The sequence below is a fragment of the Sphingopyxis sp. genome, from assembly GCF_051861155.1.
In the GTDB taxonomy this organism is placed as follows: domain Bacteria; phylum Pseudomonadota; class Alphaproteobacteria; order Sphingomonadales; family Sphingomonadaceae; genus Sphingopyxis.
Map to the genome: position 1 here is coordinate 296,691 of NZ_JBHYDE010000005.1, position 22,213 is coordinate 318,903.

The window sequence follows — 22,213 nt, forward strand, 5'->3', positions numbered from 1 at the left end:
CAACCCCTCCCCTGAAGGGGAGGGGCTTGAAAGCATAAGATGACCGAAACCACCGCCTCCGCCACCAACTTCGTCAACATCGGCGAGCGCACCAACGTCACCGGTTCCGCGGCGTTCAAGAAGCTGATCCTCGCTGACGATTATACCGCGGCGGTCGAGGTCGCGCGCCAGCAGGTCGAGAATGGCGCGCAGGTCATCGACGTCAACATGGACGAAGGCCTGCTCGACGCCGAATATGCGATGACGACTTTCCTCAAGCTCATCGCCGCCGAACCCGACATCGCTCGGGTGCCGGTGATGATCGACAGCTCGAAATGGGATGTCATCGAGGCGGGGCTGAAATGCGTCCCCGGCAAACCGATCGTCAATTCGATCAGCATGAAGGAAGGCGAGGAGCCTTTCCTCGAACACGCCCGCAAGTGCATGGCCTATGGTGCGGCCGTCGTCGTGATGGCGTTCGACGAGGTCGGGCAGGCCGACACGATGGAACGCAAGATCGAGATTTGCGAGCGCGCGTACAAGCTGCTGACCGGCATCGGCTTTCCGCCCGAGGACATCATCTTCGACCCCAATGTCTTCGCGGTCGCGACGGGACTGGAAGAGCATGACAATTATGCGGTCGATTTCATCGAGGCCGTGAAGGTGATCCGGGTGCGCTGTCCGCACGTCCATTTCTCGGGCGGGCTGTCGAACCTGTCGTTCGGCTTTCGCGGTAACGAGACGGTGCGCCGTGCGATGCACAGCGTGTTCCTCTATCATGCGATCCCCGCCGGGCTCGACATGGCGATCGTCAATGCGGGGCAGCTCGACGTGTACGACACGATCGACCCCGAATTGCGGCAGGCGGTCGAGGATGTCGTGCTCAACCGCAAGGTCGAGGGCGAAGCGGCATCGCCCACCGAACGGCTGATCGCGCTCGCCGAACGCTATAAGGGTAGCAACCCGGCGCAGGAAAAGGCCGCAGAGGAATGGCGCGGCTGGGACGTCGCGAAGCGGCTCGAACATGCGCTTGTCAAGGGCATCGACGCCTATGTCGTCGACGATACCGAAGAGATGCGGCAGCTGATGCCGCGCCCGATCGAGGTGATCGAAGGACCGCTGATGGACGGCATGAACGTCGTCGGCGACCTGTTCGGATCGGGCAAGATGTTCCTCCCGCAGGTCGTCAAATCGGCGCGCGTGATGAAGAAGGCGGTGGCGCATCTGCTGCCCTTCATCGAGGCATCGAAGGAACCCGGCGCGAAGGGCAAGGGCAAGGTGGTGATGGCGACCGTCAAGGGCGACGTCCACGACATCGGCAAGAATATCGTCGGTGTCGTGCTGCAATGTAATGGCTTCGAGATCGTCGACCTGGGCGTGATGGTGCCTTGGTCGAAGATCCTTGACGCGGCGAACGAGAATGACGCCGACATGATCGGCCTGTCGGGCCTGATCACCCCCTCGCTCGACGAGATGGTGACGGTCGCCGAGGAAATGCAGCGCGCGGGGATGACGATGCCGCTGCTGATCGGCGGCGCGACGACGTCGAAGGTCCACACCGCGCTGCGCATCGACCCCGCCTATCAGGGGCCGGTACTCCACGTCCTCGACGCCAGCCGCGCGGTCGGCGTGGCGACGGCGCTGGTCAGCGACACCGGGCGCGACACCTATGTCCAAGGATATAAGGACGATTACGCCCATATCCGCGACGTGCGCGCGGGCAAGGGACAAAGTGTCCTCCACACCCTCGACGAAGCGCGCGCCAATTATTATGACGCCTATCTCAGCGACAAGCCCGCGCCGCCGCTGCAACCCGGGCTGCACCGCTTCGACGACTGGTCGCTCGCCGATTTGCGCGAGTGCATCGACTGGACGCCCTTCTTCCGCGCGTGGGAATTGCACGGCACCTATCCGTCAATCCTCGACGATGACGTCGTCGGCGAAACGGCGCGTGCGCTCAAGGCCGATGCGGACGCGATGCTCGACACGCTGATTGCCGAGAAATGGCTGACCGCACGCGGCGTCTGCGCCTTCTGGCCCTGCGCACGCGACGGCGACGATGTGACGATCCACCTCACCGAAGAGGAACGCCATGTGACGCTCCCCTTCCTGCGCCAGCAGATCAAGAAAAGCCGCGACCGCGCCAATATGTGCCTCGCCGACTTCATCGACCCAGCGGGTGACTGGATGGGCGGCTTCGCGGTCGGAATCCACGGTATCGAGCCGCATTCGGAACGCTTCCGCGCCGACAAGGATGATTATTCCGACATCCTGCTGAAGGCGCTGGCCGACCGCTTCGCCGAGGCCTTCGCCGAACGGCTGCACCAGCATGTTCGCACCACCCTGTGGGGCTATGCGCCCGGCGAACAGCTGACCAATGAAGCGCTGATCAAGGAAGAATATCGCGGTATCCGACCCGCCCCCGGCTATCCCGCCTGTCCCGACCATAGCCTGAAGCCGATCCTGTTCGATCTGCTGGCTGCAGGTGACAATGCCGGGCTCGTGCTGACCGAAAGCTTTGCGATGCTGCCGACAGCGGCGGTCAGCGGCTTCTATTTCGGGCATCCCGAAAGCCAGTATTTCGGCGTCGCGCGGATCGGCAGCGATCAGCTGGAGGATTATGCGCGGCGGCGCGGGGTCGATCTGGAAACCGCGACGCGCTGGCTGCGGCCCAATCTCGATTAATCTCGTGACGCGCGCCTGTCCGACAACGGGACGCGCCGTCGGTTAACCGCCTTCGCGAACGACTGGCGGCGCAAAACGCGCTATAAGGCTTTCATGGTAAAGTCTCTTTTCCGCCGGCCCATGTTGCCGCTGCTCGCCCTTCCGCTGCTGTTCGCCCCGGCCCCGCTGCCCGCGCAGACCGGCGGCGCGCCCTACAGCGTCGATGGCCGCGGCTTCGGGCGGTTGCAGGATGCAGTCGATGCGATCGGCGAGGGCGAGGGGACGATCCGCATCGCGCCGGGCTATCACCGCGACTGCGCGGTACAGACCGCCGGCCGCATCGCCTTTGTCGCGGTGGAACCGGGCCGCGCGATCTTCGACGGGGTGGCGTGCGAGGGCAAGGCGGCGCTGGTGCTGCGCGGTGCGGGCGCGCGCGTCGACGGGCTGGTGTTCCAGAATATGCGCGTTCCCGACGGCAATGGCGCGGGCATTCGCCTCGAAACCAGTGACCTCGACGTCGTCAACAGCCTGTTCCGCGCCAGCGAGGAAGGCATATTGACCGCCGACGACCCCGACGCATCGCTGACGATCGACCGCTCGACCTTCTCGCGCCTCGGCCGCTGCGATCGCGGGCTCAGCTGTGCGCACAGCGTTTACACCGGCATTTACGGCAAGGTCGTCGTCACCCGCACCCGGTTCGAAAAGGGCAGCGGCGGCCATTATCTGAAAACACGCGCGATCGCGGTCGACATCAACGACAATAGTTTCGACGACACCCAAGGGACAGGCACCAATTATATGATCGATCTGCCGTCCGGGTCAGTGGGGCGGATCGCGAACAATCTGTTCGTGCAGGGGCGCGACAAGGAAAATTATTCGGCGCTGATCGCGGTCGCCGCCGAGGAACGCAAGAACCCGTCGCGCGGCCTGTCAATCGTCGGCAACCGCGCCAGCCTGCCCGCGGGGATAGATCGCAAGTCGGTGTTCGTTGCCGATTGGAGCGGCGAAGCGCTGGCGATCGGGGCGAACGAGCTGGGCGCGGGATTGATGCGGTTCGAGAAACGGTAAGCAGACCCCAAAACCCGTTGGTTTCGAGCGAAGTCGAGACACGCGAGGCCATGCACGACGTCACCGTGTCTCGACTTCGCTCGACACAAACGGACTATGGGTAGGGTTCAAGCCTCGCCCCGCGTTTCGATCAGCGATGCCGCCAGCGCCTCGGCGGGCGATTTGCCGCCCCACAGCACGAACTGGAACACCGGGTAAAAGCGCTCGCATTCGTCGATCGCGCTTTCGATCAGCGTTTCGGTCATGTCGAGCGCCAGCGACGCATCGCTGCCCAGCAACATCCCGTGGCGGAACAGGATCGTCCCGCTGTTCGACCACAGCTCGAAATGACCCAGCCACAATTGCTCGTTGATCAGCGCCAGTGCCTCGTGCGCGACGGCGCGTTTTTCCTCGACGACGCGGATGTCGGGAAAGGCGAGCAACTGGATGACGCCGTCGTCGGCGCGCCACACGGCGCGAAGTTCATAGGCGGTCCAGCTGCCCTGTGCGGTCGCGACAATCTCGTCCTCGCCGACCATTTCGTGCGGCCAGTCGTGCGCGGCGAAATAGGATGCCAGCATGTCCATCGGGGCGGCGTCCTGGCCGTCTTCGTCGTCGTAAATATCGTCGCTCATCGGGGCGCTTTAGCGGCTGTTCGGCCGGGTGGCGAGTCTGGACCGCTCACCAATGGGCCGTCACCCCGGCGAAAGCCGGGGTCTCGCCGGTGCGTCAGGATGCTCGGTCGAGATCCCGGCCTGTGCCGGGATGACGAAATCAGGATTTGGGCTTTTGCACCGGTTTTGCAGCGGCAGGCTGCGCAGCAGCGGGCTTCGCAGCCGCTTTCGGCGCCGCCGCGGGCTTCGCCGCGCCTTCCAGCTTGTCGAGCCGCGCTTTCAGCGCTTCGGTCTCGGCGCGCGCGGTGGCGGCCATTTGCTTCACGGCTTCGAATTCTTCGCGGCTGACGAAATCCATCCGGCCGACCCATTCCTTGGCGCGTTCGCGCATCGCAGCTTCGGCTTCGCGGCCGGCACCGGCCACGGTGCCCGCGACGCCGTTCACCATCTTGGCCAGATCGTCGAAAAAGCGGTTCTCGCTCTGCATGTCTTACTTCCTTCGTCGGGATGCGTCCCTTGCCGTCACCCTATCTGGGTGCTGGCGGCGGCGGGGACAAGGGTTTCGGCGTCGGGATTGCGCTGGTCGATCTGGAAATTCAGGATCGCGGCGAAGCTGAGCCAGACCATATAGGGGACAAGCAGCCACGCGGCGGCCTTGCGGATCGGGGCAAAGGCAAAGGTGGTGGCGATCGTCACCATCAGGATAAAAATGATCAGATAAAGCGCGATCGTCACCTGATATTGGCCGAAAAACAGCGGCGACCAGGCGAAATTGGCGAGCAACTGGACAAAGAACAGCAGCAGCGCAAAGCCGCGTCCTTTCGCCCCGCGCGCATGCAGGATCATCGCCAGCGACAGGCCGAGCATGATGTAGAGGATCGGCCACACCACGCCGAACACCCAGCCGGGCGGGGTGATCGCGGGCAGGTCGAGCGCCGCGAACCAGCGATTGCCATAACCGCTGTTCGACAGCACGCCCATCAGCGTGCCGATCAGGACGATCGCGGGAACGGTAACCAGCGCCCAGCGTAGATACGACATGCGAAGCTGGCCCGGCGTAGCGATCTCGGTCATGCACATGGTCCTTTGCGCGGGAATCGATTGATGTCGGGTGTTGCGGCGAGCGGCGCTGGCGTCAAGCGGCAGCTTTGATGGCGGCGATCAGAAATTCGACATTGCCCTCTGGCCCGGTAATCGGGCTTTCGACCGTTTCAACGGCCATCCAGCCATTCTGTTCCAGCCAGCCGCGCACCTCTTCGCACACGCGCGCATGGACCGCCGCATCGCGCACGACGCCCTTCTTGCCGACCTCGTGCCGCTCGGCTTCGAACTGCGGCTTGATCAGCGCGACCATGCGCGCCCCGGCTTTGGCAAAGCCCATCGGCACCGGCAGCACCTTGGACAGCGCGATGAAGCTCGCGTCGCAGACGATCAGGTCGACGGGTTCGGGGATATGCGCGGCGGTCAGGATGCGCGCGCTCGTCTGTTCGTGGACGACGACCCGGTCGTCCTGACGCAGCTTCCACGCCAGCTGGTTGGTCCCCGAATCGACGGCATAGACGCGCGCCGCGCCGCGGCTCAGCAGGACGTCGGTGAACCCGCCGGTCGACGACCCGACGTCGATCGCGACCGAACCCGTCGCGTCCCAGCCGAGGTGCGTCAGCGCATGGTCCAGCTTGATACCGCCGCGCGACACCCACGGATGGTCGCGGCCCTTGACGCTGATCTCGGCATCGTCGGCGACCTGCTGCCCCGCCTTGTCGATCTTGCGGTCGCCGATGAAAGCGAGCCCCGCAAGGATCAGCGCCTGCGCCCGCGTCCGGCTTTCGGCGAGGCCGCGATCGACGAGCAGCTGGTCGGCGCGTTGCTTGGCCATCAGCCGCCAGCCTGTTCGACGAGCAACCCGGGAGTCAGGATCTGCGGCAGGATCTCGGGTTTCGCCGCACCGGGCGCGTACCACAGGTACAGCGGCACGCTGTTGCGGCCATGCTCGGCCAGGGTGCGGGTGATCACCGGGTCGCCGTTGGTCCAGTCGCCCACCAGTGTGACGACGCCCGCCTTGCCGAACGCCTCCTGCACTGCCGCGCGGTTGATCGCGCCCGCCTCGTTCGCTTTGCACGACAGGCACCAGTCGGCGGTGAAATAGACGAACAACGGTTTGCCGGTCGCGCGCGCCTTGGCGAGGGCATCGGGTGTGAAGGTCGAGCCGCTTGCGATGGTCGTGCGTTCGGTGTCGGCAACTTCCGTGACGGTGCCGCCAAGGCCAACAACGAAGAGCAGCCCGGCCGCGATCAGCAGCCACGATCGTCGGTCGCCGCGCTGCATCGCGCCATAATGGGTGAGCAAAACGAGCGCCATGGCAACCGCCACGATCGGCCAGATCAGCTGCGATCCGCTGCCCAATTGCCGCCACAGCAGCCAGCCGAGCGCGATCGCCGTCAGCCCCATCGGCAGCGCCATCCATTTGCGGAACCGGTCCATCCACGGGCCGGGCTTGGGCAGCCGGTTGCGGAGCGCGGAGACAAAACCGACGGCCAGGAAGGGCAGGGCAAGGCCGAGACCGAGGCCGCCAAAAATCGGGAGTGCCGCCCACGCCGGGAGCACGAGCGTCGCCCCGAGAGCTGCACCGAGCAGCGGCCCGCTGCACGGCGTCGCGACAAACGCGGCAAGCGTACCGGTCCAGAATCCGCCCGCTGCACCGCCCTTGTCCGCCAGCGCCTGCCCGCCGCCGAACGACGGCAGCTCATAGGTGCCCAGCAGGTTGAGCGTGATCGCGAGCGCGAGGATCAGCAGCGCCAGCACGCTGACCGGATGTTGCAACTGGAACGCCCAGCCGATCTGCTCGCCCGCCGCGCGCAGCGCGAGCAGCGCGGCGCCGAGCAGCAGCGCGGTGACGACGGCGCCTGCGGTATAAGCGAGCGCCTCGACCTTGGCCGACCTTGCATCGCCGCCCGAGCGCGCGAGACTGAGCGCCTTCAAGCTGAGGATCGGGAACACGCACGGCATCAGGTTGAGGATGAGTCCGCCAAGAATGGCGCCGCCGAGCGCGGTCCAGAACAGCGCGGTGTCGATGCTGCTGCCTTCCGTGCGGATCGCTTTGCCGGCCGCCGGCACCGCGCCGGGTTCGAAGCGCACCGAAAGTCCGCGCCCGTCGCCGAGCTTGAGCAACGCCGCAATCGGCCCTTGCGCCTCGCCTTTGGTGCGGGTCTCGACGATGATCTGGTCGCCGTTGCGGCTGAAGCTTTGCCGCGCGGCATAGTCGACAAGATTCTGCGTTTCGACGAACAGATGCGGTGCATCGAGCGCGGCGCCTGCGGGCAAGGGGATGCCAAAGCGCGCCGTACCGCCGCGCCGCTCCCACGTGCCGCTGCGGTCGAGCGGTTGCGGCAGCAGCGCGCGCCAACCGTCGAAGCGCGCGCGCGCTGCGGCCGCAACCGAACCGTCGCCCGCCTTCAGCGCGACCGAAATCACCGCTTTTTCCGGCACGCACACCTTGTCGGTGCAGGCGAGCCAGTTCGCGACCCCCGACAGCGTCAGGTCGGCGCCCGGCGCGATGCGGTCGTCGATCCGGACGTCGGCGATCAGCGCATAGGGATGCTCGTAAACATGGTTCATCATGCCGAACAGGATCAGCGGTTCGGGAACCGGATAGCGGAACGGCGCCACCGTCACGCCTTCCGGCAAATTCCATTCGATCGACAGGCCGAATCCGGCATCGCCGCCATTGATCCAATAGCCGTGCCAGCCTTTGTCGGGGGTCATCGTGAGCGCCAACGCCGTCGTGCCGCCGGGTGCGGGCGCGGCGGATTCGGCGACCAGTTTCGGCTGGATATGCGTCGATTGCGCCCTGGCGGGGCCAGCCGCGAGCAGCGCGAAAGCCAGCAGCGCCAGCGCCGCGCGCCACAGGCTTGTCACAAAAACGTCCTTGCCGCGATCCATGCCGGTTCCGCTGTCATCCATCTCTCGAGGCTTGCCATATAGGCGGCTTTCGTCGAGAGGACAGCCCGCGCTGACACCCCTTCGCAACGGAGACGCCGCTCGTGATGCTGAACCACCTCAAAATCGCCCTGGCCGCCACCCTCTGCATTGGCGGCGCCAGCGCCGTCGTCGCGCAGAATTCGGCGCCGCCGGTGCAAAGGGTGACCGCGACAACGCCGCCGCCAAAGCTGATCGTGATGATCGCGGTCGACCAGTTTTCTGCCGATCTGTTTGCCGAATATCGCGGCAAGTTCACTGGCGGCCTTGCGCGGCTGGCGTCGGGCGTCGTTTTTCCGTCGGGCTATCAGGCGCACGGTGCGACCGAAACCTGCCCCGGTCATGCAACGATCCTGACCGGCAGCCATCCCGGTCGCGCGGGCATCGTCGCGAACAATTATTTCGACCTCTCGGTCGCGCGCGAAGACAAACGCATCTATTGCGCCGAGGATGAAAGCGTCGCGGGCACTGCATCGGGCGGCGGCAAATATGCGCCGTCGGTGAAGCATCTGCTCGCGCCGACGCTGGGCGACCTGATGAAGGCGCGCGATCCCGGCGCGCAGGTCGTTTCGGTTGCAGGCAAGGATCGCGCCGCGATCATGATGGGCGGGCGCCAGGCCGACGAGCTGATGTGGCTCGTTCCCGCCGGTCTCACCAGCTATCGCGGCACCACGCTGTCGCCAACCGCGACGCAGGCGGGCGCGGCGATTGCCGCCGCGATCGCGCAGCCGCGCCCGGCGATGACGCTGCCGGCGGATTGCGCAAATCATGACATCGCGATCCCGGTGAACGACAAGGGCGGCACGGTCGGCACCGGCCGCCTCGCCCGCGACGGCGGCGATTTCCGCCGCTTCATGGCGTCGCCCGAAGCCGACGGCGCGGTCCTCGCGACCGCTGCGGCGCTGCGCCAGGTGCGCAAAATGGGTGAGGGCAGCGGCACCGACCTGCTGATCGTCGGGCTGTCGGCGACCGACTATGTCGGCCATGGCGCGGGGACCGAGGGCAGCGAAATGTGCCTCCAGATGGCGGGGCTCGACCGCGAGCTCGGCGATTTCTTTGCCCGGCTCGACGCGACCGGGATCGACTATGCCGTCGCGCTGACCGCCGACCATGGCGGGCACGACATGCCCGAACGCAACCGCCAGAACGCCTGGCCTGCCGCGCAGCGTGTCGATCCGGCGCTCGATCCCGACAAGCTGGGCAAGGCGGTCGCCGAAAAGCTCGGCCTGCCGCAGCCGCTGCTTTATGGCGACGGCCCGTTCGGCGACATGTATCTGTCGAAAGCGCTGACCGCGGCGCAGCGCAAGACCGCGCTCACCGAAATCCTCGCGCGGCTGCGCGCGCATCCGCAGATCGAAGCGGTGGTGACCGCCGACGAACTGGCGAGCCGCCCGATGCCGAAGCAGGCGCCCGACACCTGGAGCCTGCACGACAAGCTGCGCGCGTCGTTCCACCCCGCTCGCTCGGGCGATTTCGTCGTGGTGCTGAAACCGCGCGTCACCCCGATTCCCGAATCGGGGCTTGGCTATGTTGCGACGCACGGATCGGTATGGGATTATGATCGGCGCGTGCCGATCCTGTTCTGGCGCAAGGGGCTGGCCGGGTTTGAACAGCCGAATGCGGTGATGACGGTCGATATCATGCCGACGCTCGCGGCGCTGATCGGGGTGCCGGTCGATGCGGGCCAGATCGACGGGCGCTGCCTCGACCTGTTGTCGGGTGCTGACAGCAGCTGTCGTTAAGGATCAGAAAAGAAACGACTATGAAGAAGGTTTTGCAGGACTTTTCCGACCGGCTGCTGTTGATCGGCTGCGGCAATATGGCAGGCGCGATGCTTGATCGCTGGCTCGCCGCGGGGCTCGATCCGGCGCAGGTCGCGATCGTCGATCCGCTCGCGGCGCCGCGCGTCGGCGTCGACCAGCATGCGTCGATCGGCGAATGGCAGGCCGCGGACGGCGCCGCCGACTGGATCATGCTGGGCATGAAGCCGCAGCAACTGGGCGATGTTGCTGAAGAGTTGGCGCCGCTGGTGAAGCAGGGCGTCCATCTGCTCTCGATCCTCGCCGGGGTATCGCTCGCCGATCTGGCAGCGCGTTTCCCCGACGCGGGCGCGCAGGTTCGCATCCTGCCCAATCTTGCGGCGCGCATCGGCGCCGGGGTGTCGGCGGTCGCAACCTTGGGCAACGCCGATGAACGGGCCATTGCGGCGCTGCTCGGCCCGCTGGGCCAGACGGTGACGCTGGCCGACGATTCGACGATGGATCTGGTCACCGCCTTTACCGGCAGCGGCCCGGCGTTCGTCTTTCGCCTGATCGAATCCTACGCAGCAGCGGGCGAACGGCTGGGCCTGTCGGCCGACGATGCGCTGGCGCTGGCCACCGCAACCTTTGGCGGCGCCGCCGCGCTGCTCGCCGACAGCGGCGAAAAACCCGGGGTGCTCACCGCGCAGGTCGCGAGCAAGGGCGGCACGACGCAGGCCGGGCTCGATGTGCTCGACAGCGACGGGCAACTCGCCGCGCTGCTCACCAATGTGTTGCGTGCGGCGCGCGATCGCGGGCGCGAGCTGGCGGATATTGCGCGCGGCGAAGGCTAAGCCGGATCGCGCCCCAACGCCGCAATGCGTTTGCGGTCGCGTACCGGGACGAGGGCCTCGCTGACGTGCCAGAATCCGGTCACCGCCTGTTGCCCGGCATGGGTATAGGCGCGGCTCATCGTGTCGCGCAGCAGCGCAAAGATCGCGGCTTCGATCGTGCGGCCGGTCTCGGTCAGGCGCAGTTCCTTTTGCCGCCGGTCGCGATTGCCCGGCCGCGTTGTCAGCATGTCGCGCGCTTCAAGCTCTTTCACGACCCGCCCCAGCGACTGTTTGGTGATGCCCAGCAGCGCGAGCAGGTCCGATATCGTTAGGCCGGGTTGCCGCGCGATGAAATAGAGTGCGCGGTAATGCGCGCGGCCCAGTTCCTGGTCGGCGAGCTGCGCGTCGATCGAGCGCCACAGCGAGGCGTGGGCGAAAAACAGAAATTCGATGCCGCGACGCACTTCGTCTTCGCGCAAGAAAAGAGCAGATGCAGCGGGGACTTGTGAAAGAAAATTTTCCTCGGCCATGGTGACTATCGTTGCGCGCCGCGCCGGTCTTTGGCAAGAGGCGCGCACCATTGACCGCTCAGCCACAGGTGTTTTCGCATGTCCGCTCCCGCATTTACCCATCTGCCGCACCCCAATCGCGTTGCGGACGATGTACGGGCGGCGGCGATTGCCGATCCGGTGTTCGGGCGCGTCTTTACCGATCATATGGTGTCGATCCGCTACACCGAGGGCAAGGGTTGGCACGACGCGCAGGTGATGCCGCGCGGCCCGCTGACGCTCGATCCCGCGACCGCGGTGCTCCATTATGCGCAGGAGATTTTCGAGGGGCTGAAGGCGTACCGGCTCGACGACGGGTCGATGGCGCTGTTCCGGGTCGAGGCCAATTCGGCGCGCTTCAACGCCAGCGCCCGGCGCATGGCGATGGCCGAAATGCCCGAGGAATTGTTCATCGCCGCGGTCAAGGAAGCCGTCGCCGCCGACGCCGCCTGGTTCCCGCCGGTCGATGGCGGCGCGCTGTACCTGCGCCCCTTCATGTTCGCGAGCGAGGTGTTCCTGGGGGTGAAGCCCGCGGCCGAATATCAGTTCCTCGTCATCACTTCGCCGGTCGGCAATTATTTCAAATCGGGCGCGCCGGCGATTTCGCTGTGGGTGTCGGAAGATTACACGCGCGCCGCGCCCGGCGGCACCGGCGCCGCCAAATGCGGCGGCAATTATGCCTCCAGCCTGATCGCGCAGCGCGAAGCCATTTCGAAGGGGCACGATCAGGTCGTTTTCCTCGACGCCGCCGAACATCGCTGGATCGAAGAGCTGGGCGGCATGAACATGTTCTTCGTGTTCGACGACGGCAGTATCGTCACGCCGCCGCTGACCGGCACGATCCTGCCCGGCATCACCCGCGACGCGATCATCACGCTGGCGCGCGGCGCCGGGCTGACGGTGCGCGAAGAACCCTATGCGATCGACCAGTGGCAGGCCGATGCGGAGAGCGGCCGCCTGACCGAAAGCTTTGCCTGCGGCACCGCCGCGGTGGTGACCCCGGTGGGCAAGGTGACGCGCGGCGACACCAGCTTTACCATCGGCGCCGGTGGTCCCGGGCAGGTGACCGGGATGCTCAAGGACAAGCTCGTCGATATCCAGCGCGGCCGCGCCGCCGATCCGCACGGCTGGGTGACCCGGCTCTAAGGGCTGCCTTGCAATAGGCGACGACGCGTTATAGAGCGCGCCTCGCACCGGCCCGTTGGGGCGTCGCCAAGTGGTAAGGCAGCGGCTTTTGATGCCGCCATTCGCAGGTTCGAATCCTGCCGCCCCAGCCAGCCGGTGCTGTGCCTCAGCCAAGGGACGGAAAACCCCAGTTTTCTCCCTAAGCTGAGCAAGGCCGACCATCGCAGTGGCATCAGTTGCTACCAGTGGGTGGAGCCAGTGCCTGATGCCAGCAATCGAAAATGTAAACCGCCGCGGGGCTACCTATTGGTGGCGTCGCCGGGTGCGCTTCGTTGGACGGCTTCCCCGTCCTATAACCATAGTAACAACGGTCAGCCTTCTGACGAAGGACCAGTCGGTCGCGCGACGGCGCGCGGCCGCGATGACCGGTCGAAGCGAGGTTGTACGAATGAGCCTATACGAACGGATCGAGCGAGAAGGTCTGACCAGCGAACAGGTCGATTACCTCTTTCGAGAGGAGATGGTGCGGTATCGCAATATGCTGGCGCATCAGTTGGCGGCGATCGAGAAGGATGGGGAAGGCGATGTCACAGCTCGCTTTCACCAGATGCTCGCGATCTACGCAGCGTTCAACGGCGACTTCATCTCAAATGGCTTCGACGACTATATGGGCATCAATTACATCGGGTCGTTCGACAAGCGCTTTCCGTCGCTGGACGACGAGGGCCGGGCCAATCTTTATGCCATGCTTTCCCAAGCCGGCGATGTTCCCGGCAATTTGCTGAACGAGGCAAAGGCCTTGCTGGAGCGACTTGGGATCGAGCCAGCGGCTGACCGCATCGAAATTGCCCGGCAGGTCATGTGTGCCGCACGTTTGACGGCGGCGGCAACCTACGACAACCCCGAAGTTCGCGCGATCGAACACAGCTTGGCGCTGATGAATGCGCTCGGGCGAGCGCCTCTGCAGAATTCGATGCCTCCCCCGATCTCCGCCCCTGCGCCTCCGAATGCGTGGAACGCCAGCACCATTGTGTCTGCGCCAACGCCGACATTCCGCGATGCGCAGACCTGTTATGCCGCCCTTAGCCCGGTGCAGGTGGTAGAGAAATATATGGAGTTGAAACCAAAGGCGCGCGGACGGGACGATGCGCCGGTCCTGGCCGAGGCTACGAACCCCAAAAAGCGCAAGTCGCAGCCGAAGGTCTGGGGTGCCAGCCAGAAGCGCCAGTTCAAAGCCGCGCCCTTTCTTTTCGGCAAGTCGAACAATGGCAAGGCCATGGCAGCAACAAGCCAAGAAGACCTCAATCGGTTTTACGACCTGTTGAACCGGTTACCGTCGTCGCATCATAAGTCGCCCCGTCATGAAGATATGTCATTGGAGGACATTTGCAGCGAGGCGCTCGATCGTCTTGCGGAAGCAGAGGAGCACGGTGAAGAAGTTTCGATCACGATCGGACTCGACGTAGGCACAATCAACCGCCATTTCGCTAACCTCAAGAGATTGTGCGCGTGGCTGGCGACAAAGACGCCCATGCTGCCGCTTGATTTCTCAGATTTCATCCTCGAGGAGGATGACATGGACGAGCGCAACGAGCGCGACCCCTATACGATTGCGCAGGGCGAGGAATTGTTTCGTCTCGGCATCTGGACCGGCGGTGCGGGCGTGGATTTGCCTCAGCGTTTGTCCGTGACGCCGGGAGGCTCGATTTGGCACGACGCGGCCTATTGGGTCATGCCGCTGGTTTGGTATTCAGGCATGCGGCGCGAGGAAGCTTGCAAGCTTTTGGTCGATGATATCGGCGACGAGGACGGTATCTTTTTTGTGAATATTAGGAAGACTTCTGCAGGCGGCGTCAAGAACGCGACCAGCGTCCGTAAGATTCCGCTTTGCGACGAGCTGCGTCGCTTGGGCTTCCTGCATTATGTCGAAGCCATGAAGGAAGCTGGTGAGCAGTACCTCTTTCCGGAAATCCAGCCCGGTCGCATAGGGCGTGCGCTGGGCGATGTTTTTTTCAAGAATGTATGGCTTCACATTAAGTCACGTCTGACGCTCATTAAGCCGGGACAGGCGGTCCACAGCGGTCGGCATATGGTCAGTACTGAACTGAAGATGCTGCAGACGTTCGAAGAATTTCGGTCTGACCTCCTCGGTCAGAAGACTGGCGGGGAGAATGCCAGTCGATATGCGAGCGCCACCCGCGTCCAAATCTTGTTTGATATTGTAAACCAGATTCCCAAGGTGACGGCCCATCTGCCAGATGCCTTAGAAATCCGGTTGCTACCCGTTAGCATGCGTGGCGCTCGGCCAATTCGCAAGAGCGCCGGGCGCCGCAAGCGCGGTTGACACCACGTCCGACTAAATATCCAATAGTCATTGAGTGGCGAAGCGATCGTTACCGGCCGCTATGCGCCCGATGTCGGTCATTCAGGCCTCAATCATCCTGGGCCCGAAAGCGGTCATTCGATTGAGATACGGACCGCGGCTGCTTCGCGCACAATCCCAGCCGCTCGCAGATCACAGGAGCCTCACCGCAAGCTGCCATTCGGCATCCGGCGCATCCGACCTTGAGAACTCGTAAAGCTGGTGTCGCCGCGCCATAAATTTGGAATGGGAACGCAATCCGCATTCACGTTTGTCGCGACGTAGCTAGTCGATCGTCATAATCTCGCCGCTTGCCAGAGTTCGAAGCGGGAGCGACGGCAGCGATGGCTCCGAGATTTCCATGACGCCGGTCGCGCCTAGGATTGAACTGAGCTCGTCGTGGAAGCCGAACATCTCGAGGTTGCTCTTTCCTTCAAATACCGATGCTGAGAAGGGCCCGTCGATTCCATACCAAGCCTCAAGCCAGGAAATTAGCGGGGTGAGGGGTTGGTCGAGGTGCCTTAGAAGGATCAGGTCCTTGTTGAGTTCGCCGAAGCTTCGATCCAGATGGTCGACCAGCTCAAAAAAATAGATTGTCTGATCCGCAAGCTTCACTGGGCTCGAGTTTGGCGATGCACGACGCCAGTGGACCAGATGATAGTAGTCCAGATGAGGATTGAAGGAGATACTCAAAACGTCCGTGTAAGGGCCAAAGCGCCCGCCCAAATCAGTTTCTTCGAAGCTCGCGTAGACCTCAATTTGCGTGTGCGGGACGAGGGTGAGCGTGAAGAAACGATTGTCATGGGCATCCTCGCGGCCATTGCTACGCAGGTACTCTACAAATCTTCGCCCATTGAGCGTGAGAGGTGCGAGGAACGTCGGGAATTCCAGTTTTGCATACAACGAATGATTGATGTCCGTTCCATCAAGGAGCGCTAGATGATGGCGCATCAGCACATCGATATAGCGAGTGAAGAACGGATAGAGGTCGCTTCTCGAAAAGCTGTAGCGCACGACAATGTCTTCGCGAGCCGCGCTGACCGCTTTCCTGAAGAGATCGGCGAGCAAGCTCGAATGAAACTGCAGTTTGCTACAGAGGCCCCAAAGCCCCCCAGTAAAGAGATCGAGCCCCGTGACCGTGACACGTCCGCTACCGATACCATCCGTGTGCGAGATTGCTTCGAGCTCAGCACGCACAGCCATAAATTTCGCGTCGTCGTAGCTCGTCAAATCAAAAAGGCTGGTTAGATATTGGTAGAATGCGTCGTTGATCTGATTGGACTTTAAGAAAGCGATATGGGCTGGACCGAGGGGATCGGCCGCCCGTTGTTGAATATGCTTCGTGACATCGACCCAATAGACGCTGCGATCCGCAGGGTCGTGGACAAACAAAATTAGCGGAATTGATAACTGTCCCCAGTACGTCAAATCATCCGCGTCGGGATAAAATCGGAACCCTGAAGCCGTTTCAGATCTGATATAGCTGCGACCGGATTTCACCTGGGCACCGACCAACTTACCCGAAGGAAACTCGCCAATACAAACCTCAATGGTTCCATCTACACCGACATCTTCCTGATAGAGGTCCCGCCAAATCAAATCGAGCGCATTGCATGCGTCATCAACGGCATTGACCCCAGCACGCTCTGTCCTCGCGTTTCTCGACCGCTTACGCGTCACTGCCCATACCCCTGCTGCGTCACTCATCATTTCCGCGCGACGGTGAATGTATTCGATGCATCGGCGCCAGTACCTGAAAGGGCAACCTATCTTAGTCGGACCGAGTTGGTCATTCTGACTCAGGCATTAACTTGCTCGTTGCACCAGATTGATCTCAAGGCAGAGCTAAAGATTGATCGGATAGATCCAAGAGCGCCCCACTCCTTTCGACGTCTCGCGATCATACAATTTGGCGTTTGGATAGATCATGCTTGCCGACTTGTCTGAAAGGTGGCGGAGATAAAAAAGGCCGAAACCCACTGCTTGAGGTTTTGTCGCCAACGGGGTGAGGTAGATGTTGGTAATTGCCCTGTGCGCGTTTACGGCCAAAACTGCGGAACGAAGCGATGCAGCAATGACGAAGGGATCATTGGCGCTGCTGAAGTACACCTCATCGCCCACCCGAGACAGTTCAGAGCGAACCCGGTGAAGCCTTAGTATGCTTTCGTGATACATATCCGCGCTCAGCGATGGAAAGGAATGCAACTGCAGTGTTCGTGCCGCTTCCTTCGCCTGAAGCGCGTGTGAGATCAGTTGATGATCGTACCCGACGCCGAGGACCAACACATCTCCGCCCATATCGTTTTCGTGAGCGCCAATGTAGCCCGCGACCGATCGGACTTGGACATCCTCGCCAATCGAAAACTGCGTTTCGGCACGCCGCTTATAGTGCTCTGGCTCGGTGTAGAGCAGGTCGAAGGTACGGCAACCAAGGTCCTTGAGATATGCCATAAGAAACATGATCTGCGGACGCATCATTCCAGTTATATCAACGCACAATCGCTGACCTTTTTCGAACCCGGAGCGTCGCAATCCATCTGTCACGACCTGATCTTCGGAGCCGTCTGATAGGCATATGGGGTTGCTAAGATGATCTACTTCCCCGCTTCCGTAGGCGTACTCCGGCAAAACCCACCAAGCACGCCTTTGCGCGGGAACGGTGTCAAAAACTCGCTGGACTCGTTCGCTGTCGTTGTAGGCGGAAACGAACAAATCCCACGGCTCTCCAGGATAACTCTGGAGTGGCATCTTCGCATCCATCAAAGATTCTATGTCGACCAGCATGCTCAGAATAATTCCTCGCTCGCTTCCCCGGGTGGACTAACAATCCGCGAGACCCTGCGTTTGAAAAGCGCGGGAAGATTTATCCGCAGGTCCGGGTCAAGAATTGCATTCGCTAACTCGGTCGATAGCTCGGTCGAGCCGCGCCTATGTTCGGAGACTTCCCATTTAGGTGCCAACATTGGCGCAAGCTGGAATTTTTCGTCAACGCGACGGCTATTCTTGTTCGGACGCCCTTCCGGCAATCGGATCAAATATGACCAATTCTCGGCAATTTGTAGGACCTTACGGCTCTTGTCGGTGAGCTCGTCAAACCTCAAACTGAACGTGCACAGGTCGCACTCAGAGGGAGAATGCCCAAAACGAATCGTTCGGAATAGTATCGCAATTCCTTCAACGGCTTCCCGCACCCTCATGCCGTCGCTGCCGGGCTGAGCGTCTTCCCAGAACCAAGACGCACCATCTCGAACACCGTCAGTTTGCGACCTGATTGAAATGACGCCGTCGGAAAACGGCCTCTCGCCTGCGAACTGTGCTCTGCGATAAACATGTTTCAGATTTGTCAGGAGATTTCGTGGACTGCCCTGTGAGAGCGTTACGAGCGTCTCGAAGCCAGTATATGGCACCCGGCGACGGAAATCGTAGTAGAGTTGCGCCAAAATGTCTGAACCCCAGTGGGAGATGAAGTCCTTAAGATCCTTTCCAACTGCTCGATCACCTTCTGACAGCGCACGAGCTTGAACTCCAATATCCTTCGCTAACGCAACCGCCTCAGAAGCGTCCTTTGGCCACCTCTTCCGGAATGCGAAAGAGGCCGCCTTCTCTAAAAATAGATGCTTGGGCACCGTCAGTGCATCTAGCACTGCTTCTATCTCATCCGCGGACAGGCCGCGAATCAGCTGCAAATCATCGCGTAGTCGCCGGTTGAGAGACCGCCTTCGATCAGAATCGCCACGTGGCATTAGATCGTGCTGGGCGGCCTCCCAAAAGTTTCTACCGTCTAGGTTCTCGAAGCACTCGTCGAGAGACTTATTGCCCTTGGTCTCAACCAAGGATCCGAAGGCCGCTAGTCGCTTTAGCACAAGTTTACGGACGAGAATTTCATACTCTTTAGGTTGCTCGCGCAAAAGTCGGTCGAGTTCCACTCTTTCATACTCGGCGTCACGCTTGATCGGCTCGCCAGATCCCATCGTTTCGTAGGTCTTTACGCCGTACAACCGAGCTCCTAGCTTAATTGTTGCGTTACCGGATCTATACCGGATCAGTGAGTTAAGGAATCTCTGCTGGTCCGCTGTAAAGTTTTCTATCTCATCTATGAGATAGACGAACAAAGTCTCGTCAAGCTCGGGAACTACGCGTGCTATTAGCGCAGGAATGCCGAACACGAGCCTTCCGGCGGAGAAGGTAATAGTAATCTCCGCTGGTTGACCCGTTTTGGAGCTGTTATTGACAGCGAAATCTATGCTTTTTCGCTGCTTGGTTATGTAAGTCAAAAACGACTCAAGACCATCAAACTCGGAGTCTACCGCGGTGTCGAATAAATCGGCGACGCCGCGGGCAAATGCCCCTTCGTCAATGGGCGCGCTTCTTTGCGCGCAGAAATCCCGCAAGATTTCTACGAGGCTGGTAGCCAGCCAGAGCTCGAAATACATGCTGAAGATCGGCGCCCAGAACTCCTCCGTTTGCCCCTTCCCGGAGAATTTGTCCGTGTTCAGACCGTCGGCACGAATATAAATCCCAAGATATCCGTCTTGCTCAATAGCCTTCAGGAGATCGTTGTCCCGACGGGCAGCCTGAACTGGCGCGGAGCAATATCGCATCAAGTGCGTCTTGCCGCTGCCCTTCCCACCGAGCAGCAGCATTGGCAGGCGTAAAGTAGGCTTCAGAATCCCGAGCAATCCTCCGGGCGCATTGGAAAAATCGACCCAATGCTCGGCGATCTCTGCATCGGAAAAATCGGACGCTCGGTTGAGATCGAATGGATTTTCATGGAGGCCAGGTTCGCGCATTTGATCTCTCAAAACTTCGGATAGCGGCGGAACGCCGGAGTCCACGCTTGGGCGCTCGTGCCTTCGGCCCAAACGATTGGTAGCGTGTTGTCAGGCGTATTGTGATGAAAACCCAGTAGTAACTGGCTGTCATCATACCCGGCTGGGTGGCGAGGGAGGAGCATCTTTCCGTACCAAAGCGCCATCTGGCGTAGGCTGGCGCCGTCAATGTGAGGAGGCGCTGCGTGCATGATCCGAGAATGCTCGGTTAAGCATCGATAGCTTTCGTCGAGCTCAAACACCGCACCGCAATTCGTGCCGAACTTGGTGTTTTCTCTGACATTTCTCAGGCCGTCGGCTGAGGCGAACATTGAAAGATAGTACAGCTTCGCTTTGGGTTTGAGCGAGAGAATATCCGCCAGAATGTTCTTCGAGTAATCAACCGCGGTTTTCCCAGAACCGCATACGTCATCGACAAAGACGTACCGATCGACCGTTGGCTGCGCGAGTGTCCGACGAGGAGATCCATCTGGCAGGATTTGATTTGCGAAAACCGCCGCGCTGTCCAAAAACAGCTTCTTGCTCAGACCATTTTCTTGGCGGAAATAGTATAGAAGGTGCACGCCGCTCTCTGAAGGGTTGCCAACGCCGAGAAACCGTGTGCGGACGAGCGCTTCAGAGACCTTTCTCCGGACCAGTGCTTCGTCCCTGGAGCCACCCAATTGGTTCCGGATTTCTTGCACCAGCGGAATCATGAATAGGTCGCGATAGATTGCTTGTAGCAACACTCGCGTCTCGATGCTCCCAATGTAGAGGAATTGCGACAGGAGAAAGAGTGCATGCAGTCGCTCGACCCGCTCATCGAGTCCGGAACGGCCGTCAAAGTTTCGTAGCCAAGCTTGTATCGCTGGCCATTCATTGCGGCCTTCCCAGGCACGCGATGATAGAACCGTCACGCGTTCCCGGAGAATATCCCATGTGTCTTCGGGCGTGCTCTCACCATCGCCAGGGAGGACCGAACGAAGCTCGTCGAGAACCGTCACGATCAGTCGTCCTTACTAAATACAATCACTTGCTCGGTAGCAATGACGCCGGCCGTTGCCGCACGGCGGGTCATCAAGCCTCGAGACTTAATGTCGTCAACTAAGGCGAGGGTCGTTGTCATGCCGAGGTCCTGCAATATTGTCTCAAGATAGGCAGAGGTTTGAAACTGGTGACCGCAAACAGTGTTGTCACCGATCACAAGGACTAACTTACCTCCAGGTCGTAGGACGCGCACAGATTCTCGGAGCGCATCACGCATTTCGTTCAAATAAGTGGCTGCAATAAGGGCTCTGGCCGGATTTATCTCTCTAATTCGGGCTAGTAGCGCGTCAGCAGCTGCGACATTAGTAGGCGTTACAATGTCGTGTTGCGCGCGAGCGAAGTGCTCCCGTCCGATCGTTGCCTCTTCGAGTGGCCGCAGCTGCCGGACCCCTGCCATGTCTAACCAGCCAAGGCTCAGGCTGGCGGCGCGAACATACTTTTGGGCGCCAGCATAAGGTGGCGAGGTAAGGATCATCCCTACCGACCCATCCTGAAGAGGGTCATCGCTCTCAGGGCAGCGTAGTGATCGCGCGTCCGTACCGCACAATTTCGCGGCCACGTCGCCGGCGTATAGCCGCTCAAGGTTGGCAAGCCGTTGGTCATTGGCCAGAAATTGCTGTTCAAACAGGCGCCAGACATCAGCCTTGGACTTGGGAATGTCGGTGTCGCGACGGCGTACTGGGACCGAAAAGCGTGGATCAGCTAAGCTTGCTTTGCGGAGCGCGGCAGAGAAGGTGACCAAAAGGACATCTCGAATTTCCGCGTGCTCAACACTAAGAATTGCTGCTCGAAGCCGGATCAGTTTGGAGATCGTCGCGGGTTCGAACCAGCGATCGAGATTTACGACGTCCGGGCGTCTACGGGCTCGAGATCTAGCATAAGAAGCTCTCACTTCGTGAAACGCACGGGTCAGAAGTGTTCGGTCCACTCTTCTTGTCTTCGTCGACGAAATAAATCGCGCGAGTGGGTTCGCATCAGCATAGAGAGCGGGGCGACCGGATAAGATAGTTTCTAACGCAACCGTACCCGTCCCGCCAAATGGATCGAGAATGACCTCGTCTATGCCAGCGAAGCTCGTGTTAGCTAAGAAGAAATGCGCGATTTGGGGCAGTAGCTTCGCCGGATAGGTGTGAATGTGGTGTGTTGCTCGCTCGCCCATACGAATCCAGGGAACAAGGTCGCGAAAAGACACAGCCAAAGGTTCGCCGGCTTCCTCATACCGGCGCATCAAGTTTGCCAAAATTTGACCGGTATCGACAGGGAAGGCACAGGGCTGCACCTCCCTTCGACGTGGATCAACATTCGGAATGTTCGCTTCGATCACTGCGCTGGGATCGTTCTCGACCACCTGTGCTCGTGCCGTCCCGGTAGCAACCGCTTCCATTAATCCCCCTGAGGCTCCGATGATGCGCGAGCCAATGCTTTCATCCAGTTGATGGCAGTTGCGGCTCGTTAAATCCAGCGAAGATGCG

At 61.3% G+C, this 22,213-nt stretch carries 17 protein-coding genes and 1 tRNA gene; 7 read left to right on the forward strand and 11 right to left on the reverse strand.

Annotation, left to right across the window (positions count from 1 at the left end):
- Positions 1-39 precede the first annotated feature (39 nt).
- Positions 40-2,664, forward strand: a complete 2,625-nt coding sequence (metH, locus tag ACTIFP_RS11520) for a methionine synthase (RefSeq protein ID WP_439568856.1) — start codon at positions 40-42, stop codon at positions 2,662-2,664.
- Positions 2,665-2,784: 120 nt separating this feature from the next.
- Positions 2,785-3,711, forward strand: a complete 927-nt coding sequence (locus ACTIFP_RS11525) for a right-handed parallel beta-helix repeat-containing protein (RefSeq protein ID WP_439568857.1) — start codon at positions 2,785-2,787, stop codon at positions 3,709-3,711.
- Between the two features lie 107 nt (positions 3,712-3,818).
- On the opposite strand, the gene ACTIFP_RS11530 is transcribed toward ACTIFP_RS11525, so the two are convergent.
- The 5 genes from ACTIFP_RS11530 to ACTIFP_RS11550 form a co-directional block, all read right to left on the reverse strand.
- Positions 3,819-4,325 (reverse strand): YbjN domain-containing protein, encoded by a 507-nt coding sequence (locus tag ACTIFP_RS11530; protein WP_439568858.1) that lies wholly within the window; start codon positions 4,323-4,325, stop codon positions 3,819-3,821.
- A 139-nt stretch (positions 4,326-4,464) separates the two neighbouring features.
- Positions 4,465-4,791 carry an accessory factor UbiK family protein gene (locus tag ACTIFP_RS11535; RefSeq protein ID WP_439568859.1) on the reverse strand — a complete coding sequence of 109 codons (327 nt, stop codon included), beginning with the start codon at positions 4,789-4,791 and terminating at the stop codon, positions 4,465-4,467.
- 35 nt (positions 4,792-4,826) lie between these two features.
- On the reverse strand, positions 4,827-5,378 hold the full coding sequence (locus ACTIFP_RS11540; protein ID WP_439568860.1) for a TspO/MBR family protein: 552 nt from the start codon (positions 5,376-5,378) through the stop codon (positions 4,827-4,829).
- A 61-nt stretch (positions 5,379-5,439) separates the two neighbouring features.
- Positions 5,440-6,180, reverse strand: a complete 741-nt coding sequence (locus ACTIFP_RS11545; protein ID WP_439568861.1) for a TlyA family RNA methyltransferase — start codon at positions 6,178-6,180, stop codon at positions 5,440-5,442.
- A complete protein-coding gene (locus ACTIFP_RS11550) occupies positions 6,180-8,264 on the reverse strand; it encodes a protein-disulfide reductase DsbD family protein (RefSeq protein WP_439568862.1) in 2,085 nt (694 codons plus the stop codon). Before ACTIFP_RS11550 ends, ACTIFP_RS11545 begins: the two co-directional genes overlap by 1 nt.
- Positions 8,265-8,347: 83 nt before the next feature.
- Between ACTIFP_RS11550 and ACTIFP_RS11555 the strand changes: the two genes are divergently transcribed.
- Both ACTIFP_RS11555 and proC read left to right on the forward strand, forming a co-directional pair.
- Positions 8,348-10,021, forward strand: coding sequence for an alkaline phosphatase family protein (locus ACTIFP_RS11555; RefSeq protein WP_439568863.1), 1,674 nt, complete (start codon positions 8,348-8,350; stop codon positions 10,019-10,021).
- A gap of 20 nt (positions 10,022-10,041) precedes the next feature.
- The gene (proC, locus tag ACTIFP_RS11560; RefSeq protein WP_439568864.1) at positions 10,042-10,872 is read left to right on the forward strand and encodes a pyrroline-5-carboxylate reductase; all 831 of its coding nucleotides are present in this window, start codon (positions 10,042-10,044) and stop codon (positions 10,870-10,872) included.
- Here the strand turns inward: proC and ACTIFP_RS11565 are convergent.
- The gene (locus tag ACTIFP_RS11565) at positions 10,869-11,381 is read right to left on the reverse strand and encodes a MarR family winged helix-turn-helix transcriptional regulator (RefSeq protein ID WP_439568865.1); all 513 of its coding nucleotides are present in this window, start codon (positions 11,379-11,381) and stop codon (positions 10,869-10,871) included. The genes proC and ACTIFP_RS11565 overlap by 4 nt on opposite strands.
- 78 nt (positions 11,382-11,459) lie before the next feature.
- On the opposite strand from ACTIFP_RS11565, the gene ACTIFP_RS11570 reads away from it, so the two are divergent.
- The 3 genes from ACTIFP_RS11570 (at position 11,460) to ACTIFP_RS11580 (ending at position 14,868) form a co-directional block, all read left to right on the forward strand.
- The gene (locus ACTIFP_RS11570) at positions 11,460-12,545 is read left to right on the forward strand and encodes a branched-chain amino acid aminotransferase (RefSeq protein WP_439568866.1); all 1,086 of its coding nucleotides are present in this window, start codon (positions 11,460-11,462) and stop codon (positions 12,543-12,545) included.
- A gap of 56 nt (positions 12,546-12,601) precedes the next feature.
- Positions 12,602-12,676: transfer RNA gene (locus ACTIFP_RS11575), tRNA-Gln, on the forward strand.
- Between the two features lie 296 nt (positions 12,677-12,972).
- Positions 12,973-14,868, forward strand: coding sequence for an integrase (locus ACTIFP_RS11580; protein ID WP_439568867.1), 1,896 nt, complete (start codon positions 12,973-12,975; stop codon positions 14,866-14,868).
- 303 nt (positions 14,869-15,171) lie between these two features.
- Here ACTIFP_RS11580 and ACTIFP_RS11585 read toward each other — a convergent pair whose 3' ends face one another.
- The 5 genes from ACTIFP_RS11585 to ACTIFP_RS11605 all read right to left on the reverse strand — a co-directional run bounded on the left by ACTIFP_RS11585 (position 15,172) and on the right by ACTIFP_RS11605 (position 22,089).
- On the reverse strand, positions 15,172-16,593 hold the full coding sequence (locus ACTIFP_RS11585) for a DUF4365 domain-containing protein (RefSeq protein WP_439568868.1): 1,422 nt from the start codon (positions 16,591-16,593) through the stop codon (positions 15,172-15,174).
- 138 nt (positions 16,594-16,731) lie between these two features.
- A complete protein-coding gene (locus ACTIFP_RS11590; RefSeq protein ID WP_439568869.1) occupies positions 16,732-17,670 on the reverse strand; it encodes a hypothetical protein in 939 nt (312 codons plus the stop codon).
- A 2-nt stretch (positions 17,671-17,672) separates the two neighbouring features.
- A complete protein-coding gene (locus tag ACTIFP_RS11595; protein ID WP_439568870.1) occupies positions 17,673-19,676 on the reverse strand; it encodes an ORC-CDC6 family AAA ATPase in 2,004 nt (667 codons plus the stop codon).
- An 8-nt stretch (positions 19,677-19,684) separates the two neighbouring features.
- A complete protein-coding gene (locus ACTIFP_RS11600; protein ID WP_439568871.1) occupies positions 19,685-20,698 on the reverse strand; it encodes a phosphoribosyltransferase-like protein in 1,014 nt (337 codons plus the stop codon).
- A gap of 2 nt (positions 20,699-20,700) precedes the next feature.
- On the reverse strand, positions 20,701-22,089 hold the full coding sequence (locus ACTIFP_RS11605; RefSeq protein WP_439568872.1) for a hypothetical protein: 1,389 nt from the start codon (positions 22,087-22,089) through the stop codon (positions 20,701-20,703).
- Positions 22,090-22,213 lie beyond the last annotated feature (124 nt).

What these genes read in the sequence shown, in the direction of transcription:
- ACTIFP_RS11595 (WP_439568870.1), bottom strand. Translation starts at nt 19,676, where the DNA reads ATGCGCGAACCTGGCCTCCATGAAAATCCATTCGATCTCAACCGAGCG.
- ACTIFP_RS11570 (WP_439568866.1), top strand. Translation starts at nt 11,460, where the DNA reads ATGTCCGCTCCCGCATTTACCCATCTGCCGCACCCCAATCGCGTTGCG.
- ACTIFP_RS11540 (WP_439568860.1), bottom strand. Translation starts at nt 5,378, where the DNA reads ATGACCGAGATCGCTACGCCGGGCCAGCTTCGCATGTCGTATCTACGC.
- metH (WP_439568856.1), top strand. Translation starts at nt 40, where the DNA reads ATGACCGAAACCACCGCCTCCGCCACCAACTTCGTCAACATCGGCGAG.
- proC (WP_439568864.1), top strand. Translation starts at nt 10,042, where the DNA reads ATGAAGAAGGTTTTGCAGGACTTTTCCGACCGGCTGCTGTTGATCGGC.
- ACTIFP_RS11555 (WP_439568863.1), top strand. Translation starts at nt 8,348, where the DNA reads ATGCTGAACCACCTCAAAATCGCCCTGGCCGCCACCCTCTGCATTGGC.
- ACTIFP_RS11580 (WP_439568867.1), top strand. Translation starts at nt 12,973, where the DNA reads ATGAGCCTATACGAACGGATCGAGCGAGAAGGTCTGACCAGCGAACAG.
- ACTIFP_RS11525 (WP_439568857.1), top strand. Translation starts at nt 2,785, where the DNA reads ATGTTGCCGCTGCTCGCCCTTCCGCTGCTGTTCGCCCCGGCCCCGCTG.
- ACTIFP_RS11565 (WP_439568865.1), bottom strand. Translation starts at nt 11,381, where the DNA reads ATGGCCGAGGAAAATTTTCTTTCACAAGTCCCCGCTGCATCTGCTCTT.
- ACTIFP_RS11530 (WP_439568858.1), bottom strand. Translation starts at nt 4,325, where the DNA reads ATGAGCGACGATATTTACGACGACGAAGACGGCCAGGACGCCGCCCCG.
- ACTIFP_RS11545 (WP_439568861.1), bottom strand. Translation starts at nt 6,180, where the DNA reads ATGGCCAAGCAACGCGCCGACCAGCTGCTCGTCGATCGCGGCCTCGCC.
- ACTIFP_RS11550 (WP_439568862.1), bottom strand. Translation starts at nt 8,264, where the DNA reads ATGGATGACAGCGGAACCGGCATGGATCGCGGCAAGGACGTTTTTGTG.
- ACTIFP_RS11585 (WP_439568868.1), bottom strand. Translation starts at nt 16,593, where the DNA reads ATGAGTGACGCAGCAGGGGTATGGGCAGTGACGCGTAAGCGGTCGAGA.
- ACTIFP_RS11590 (WP_439568869.1), bottom strand. Translation starts at nt 17,670, where the DNA reads ATGCTGGTCGACATAGAATCTTTGATGGATGCGAAGATGCCACTCCAG.
- ACTIFP_RS11535 (WP_439568859.1), bottom strand. Translation starts at nt 4,791, where the DNA reads ATGCAGAGCGAGAACCGCTTTTTCGACGATCTGGCCAAGATGGTGAAC.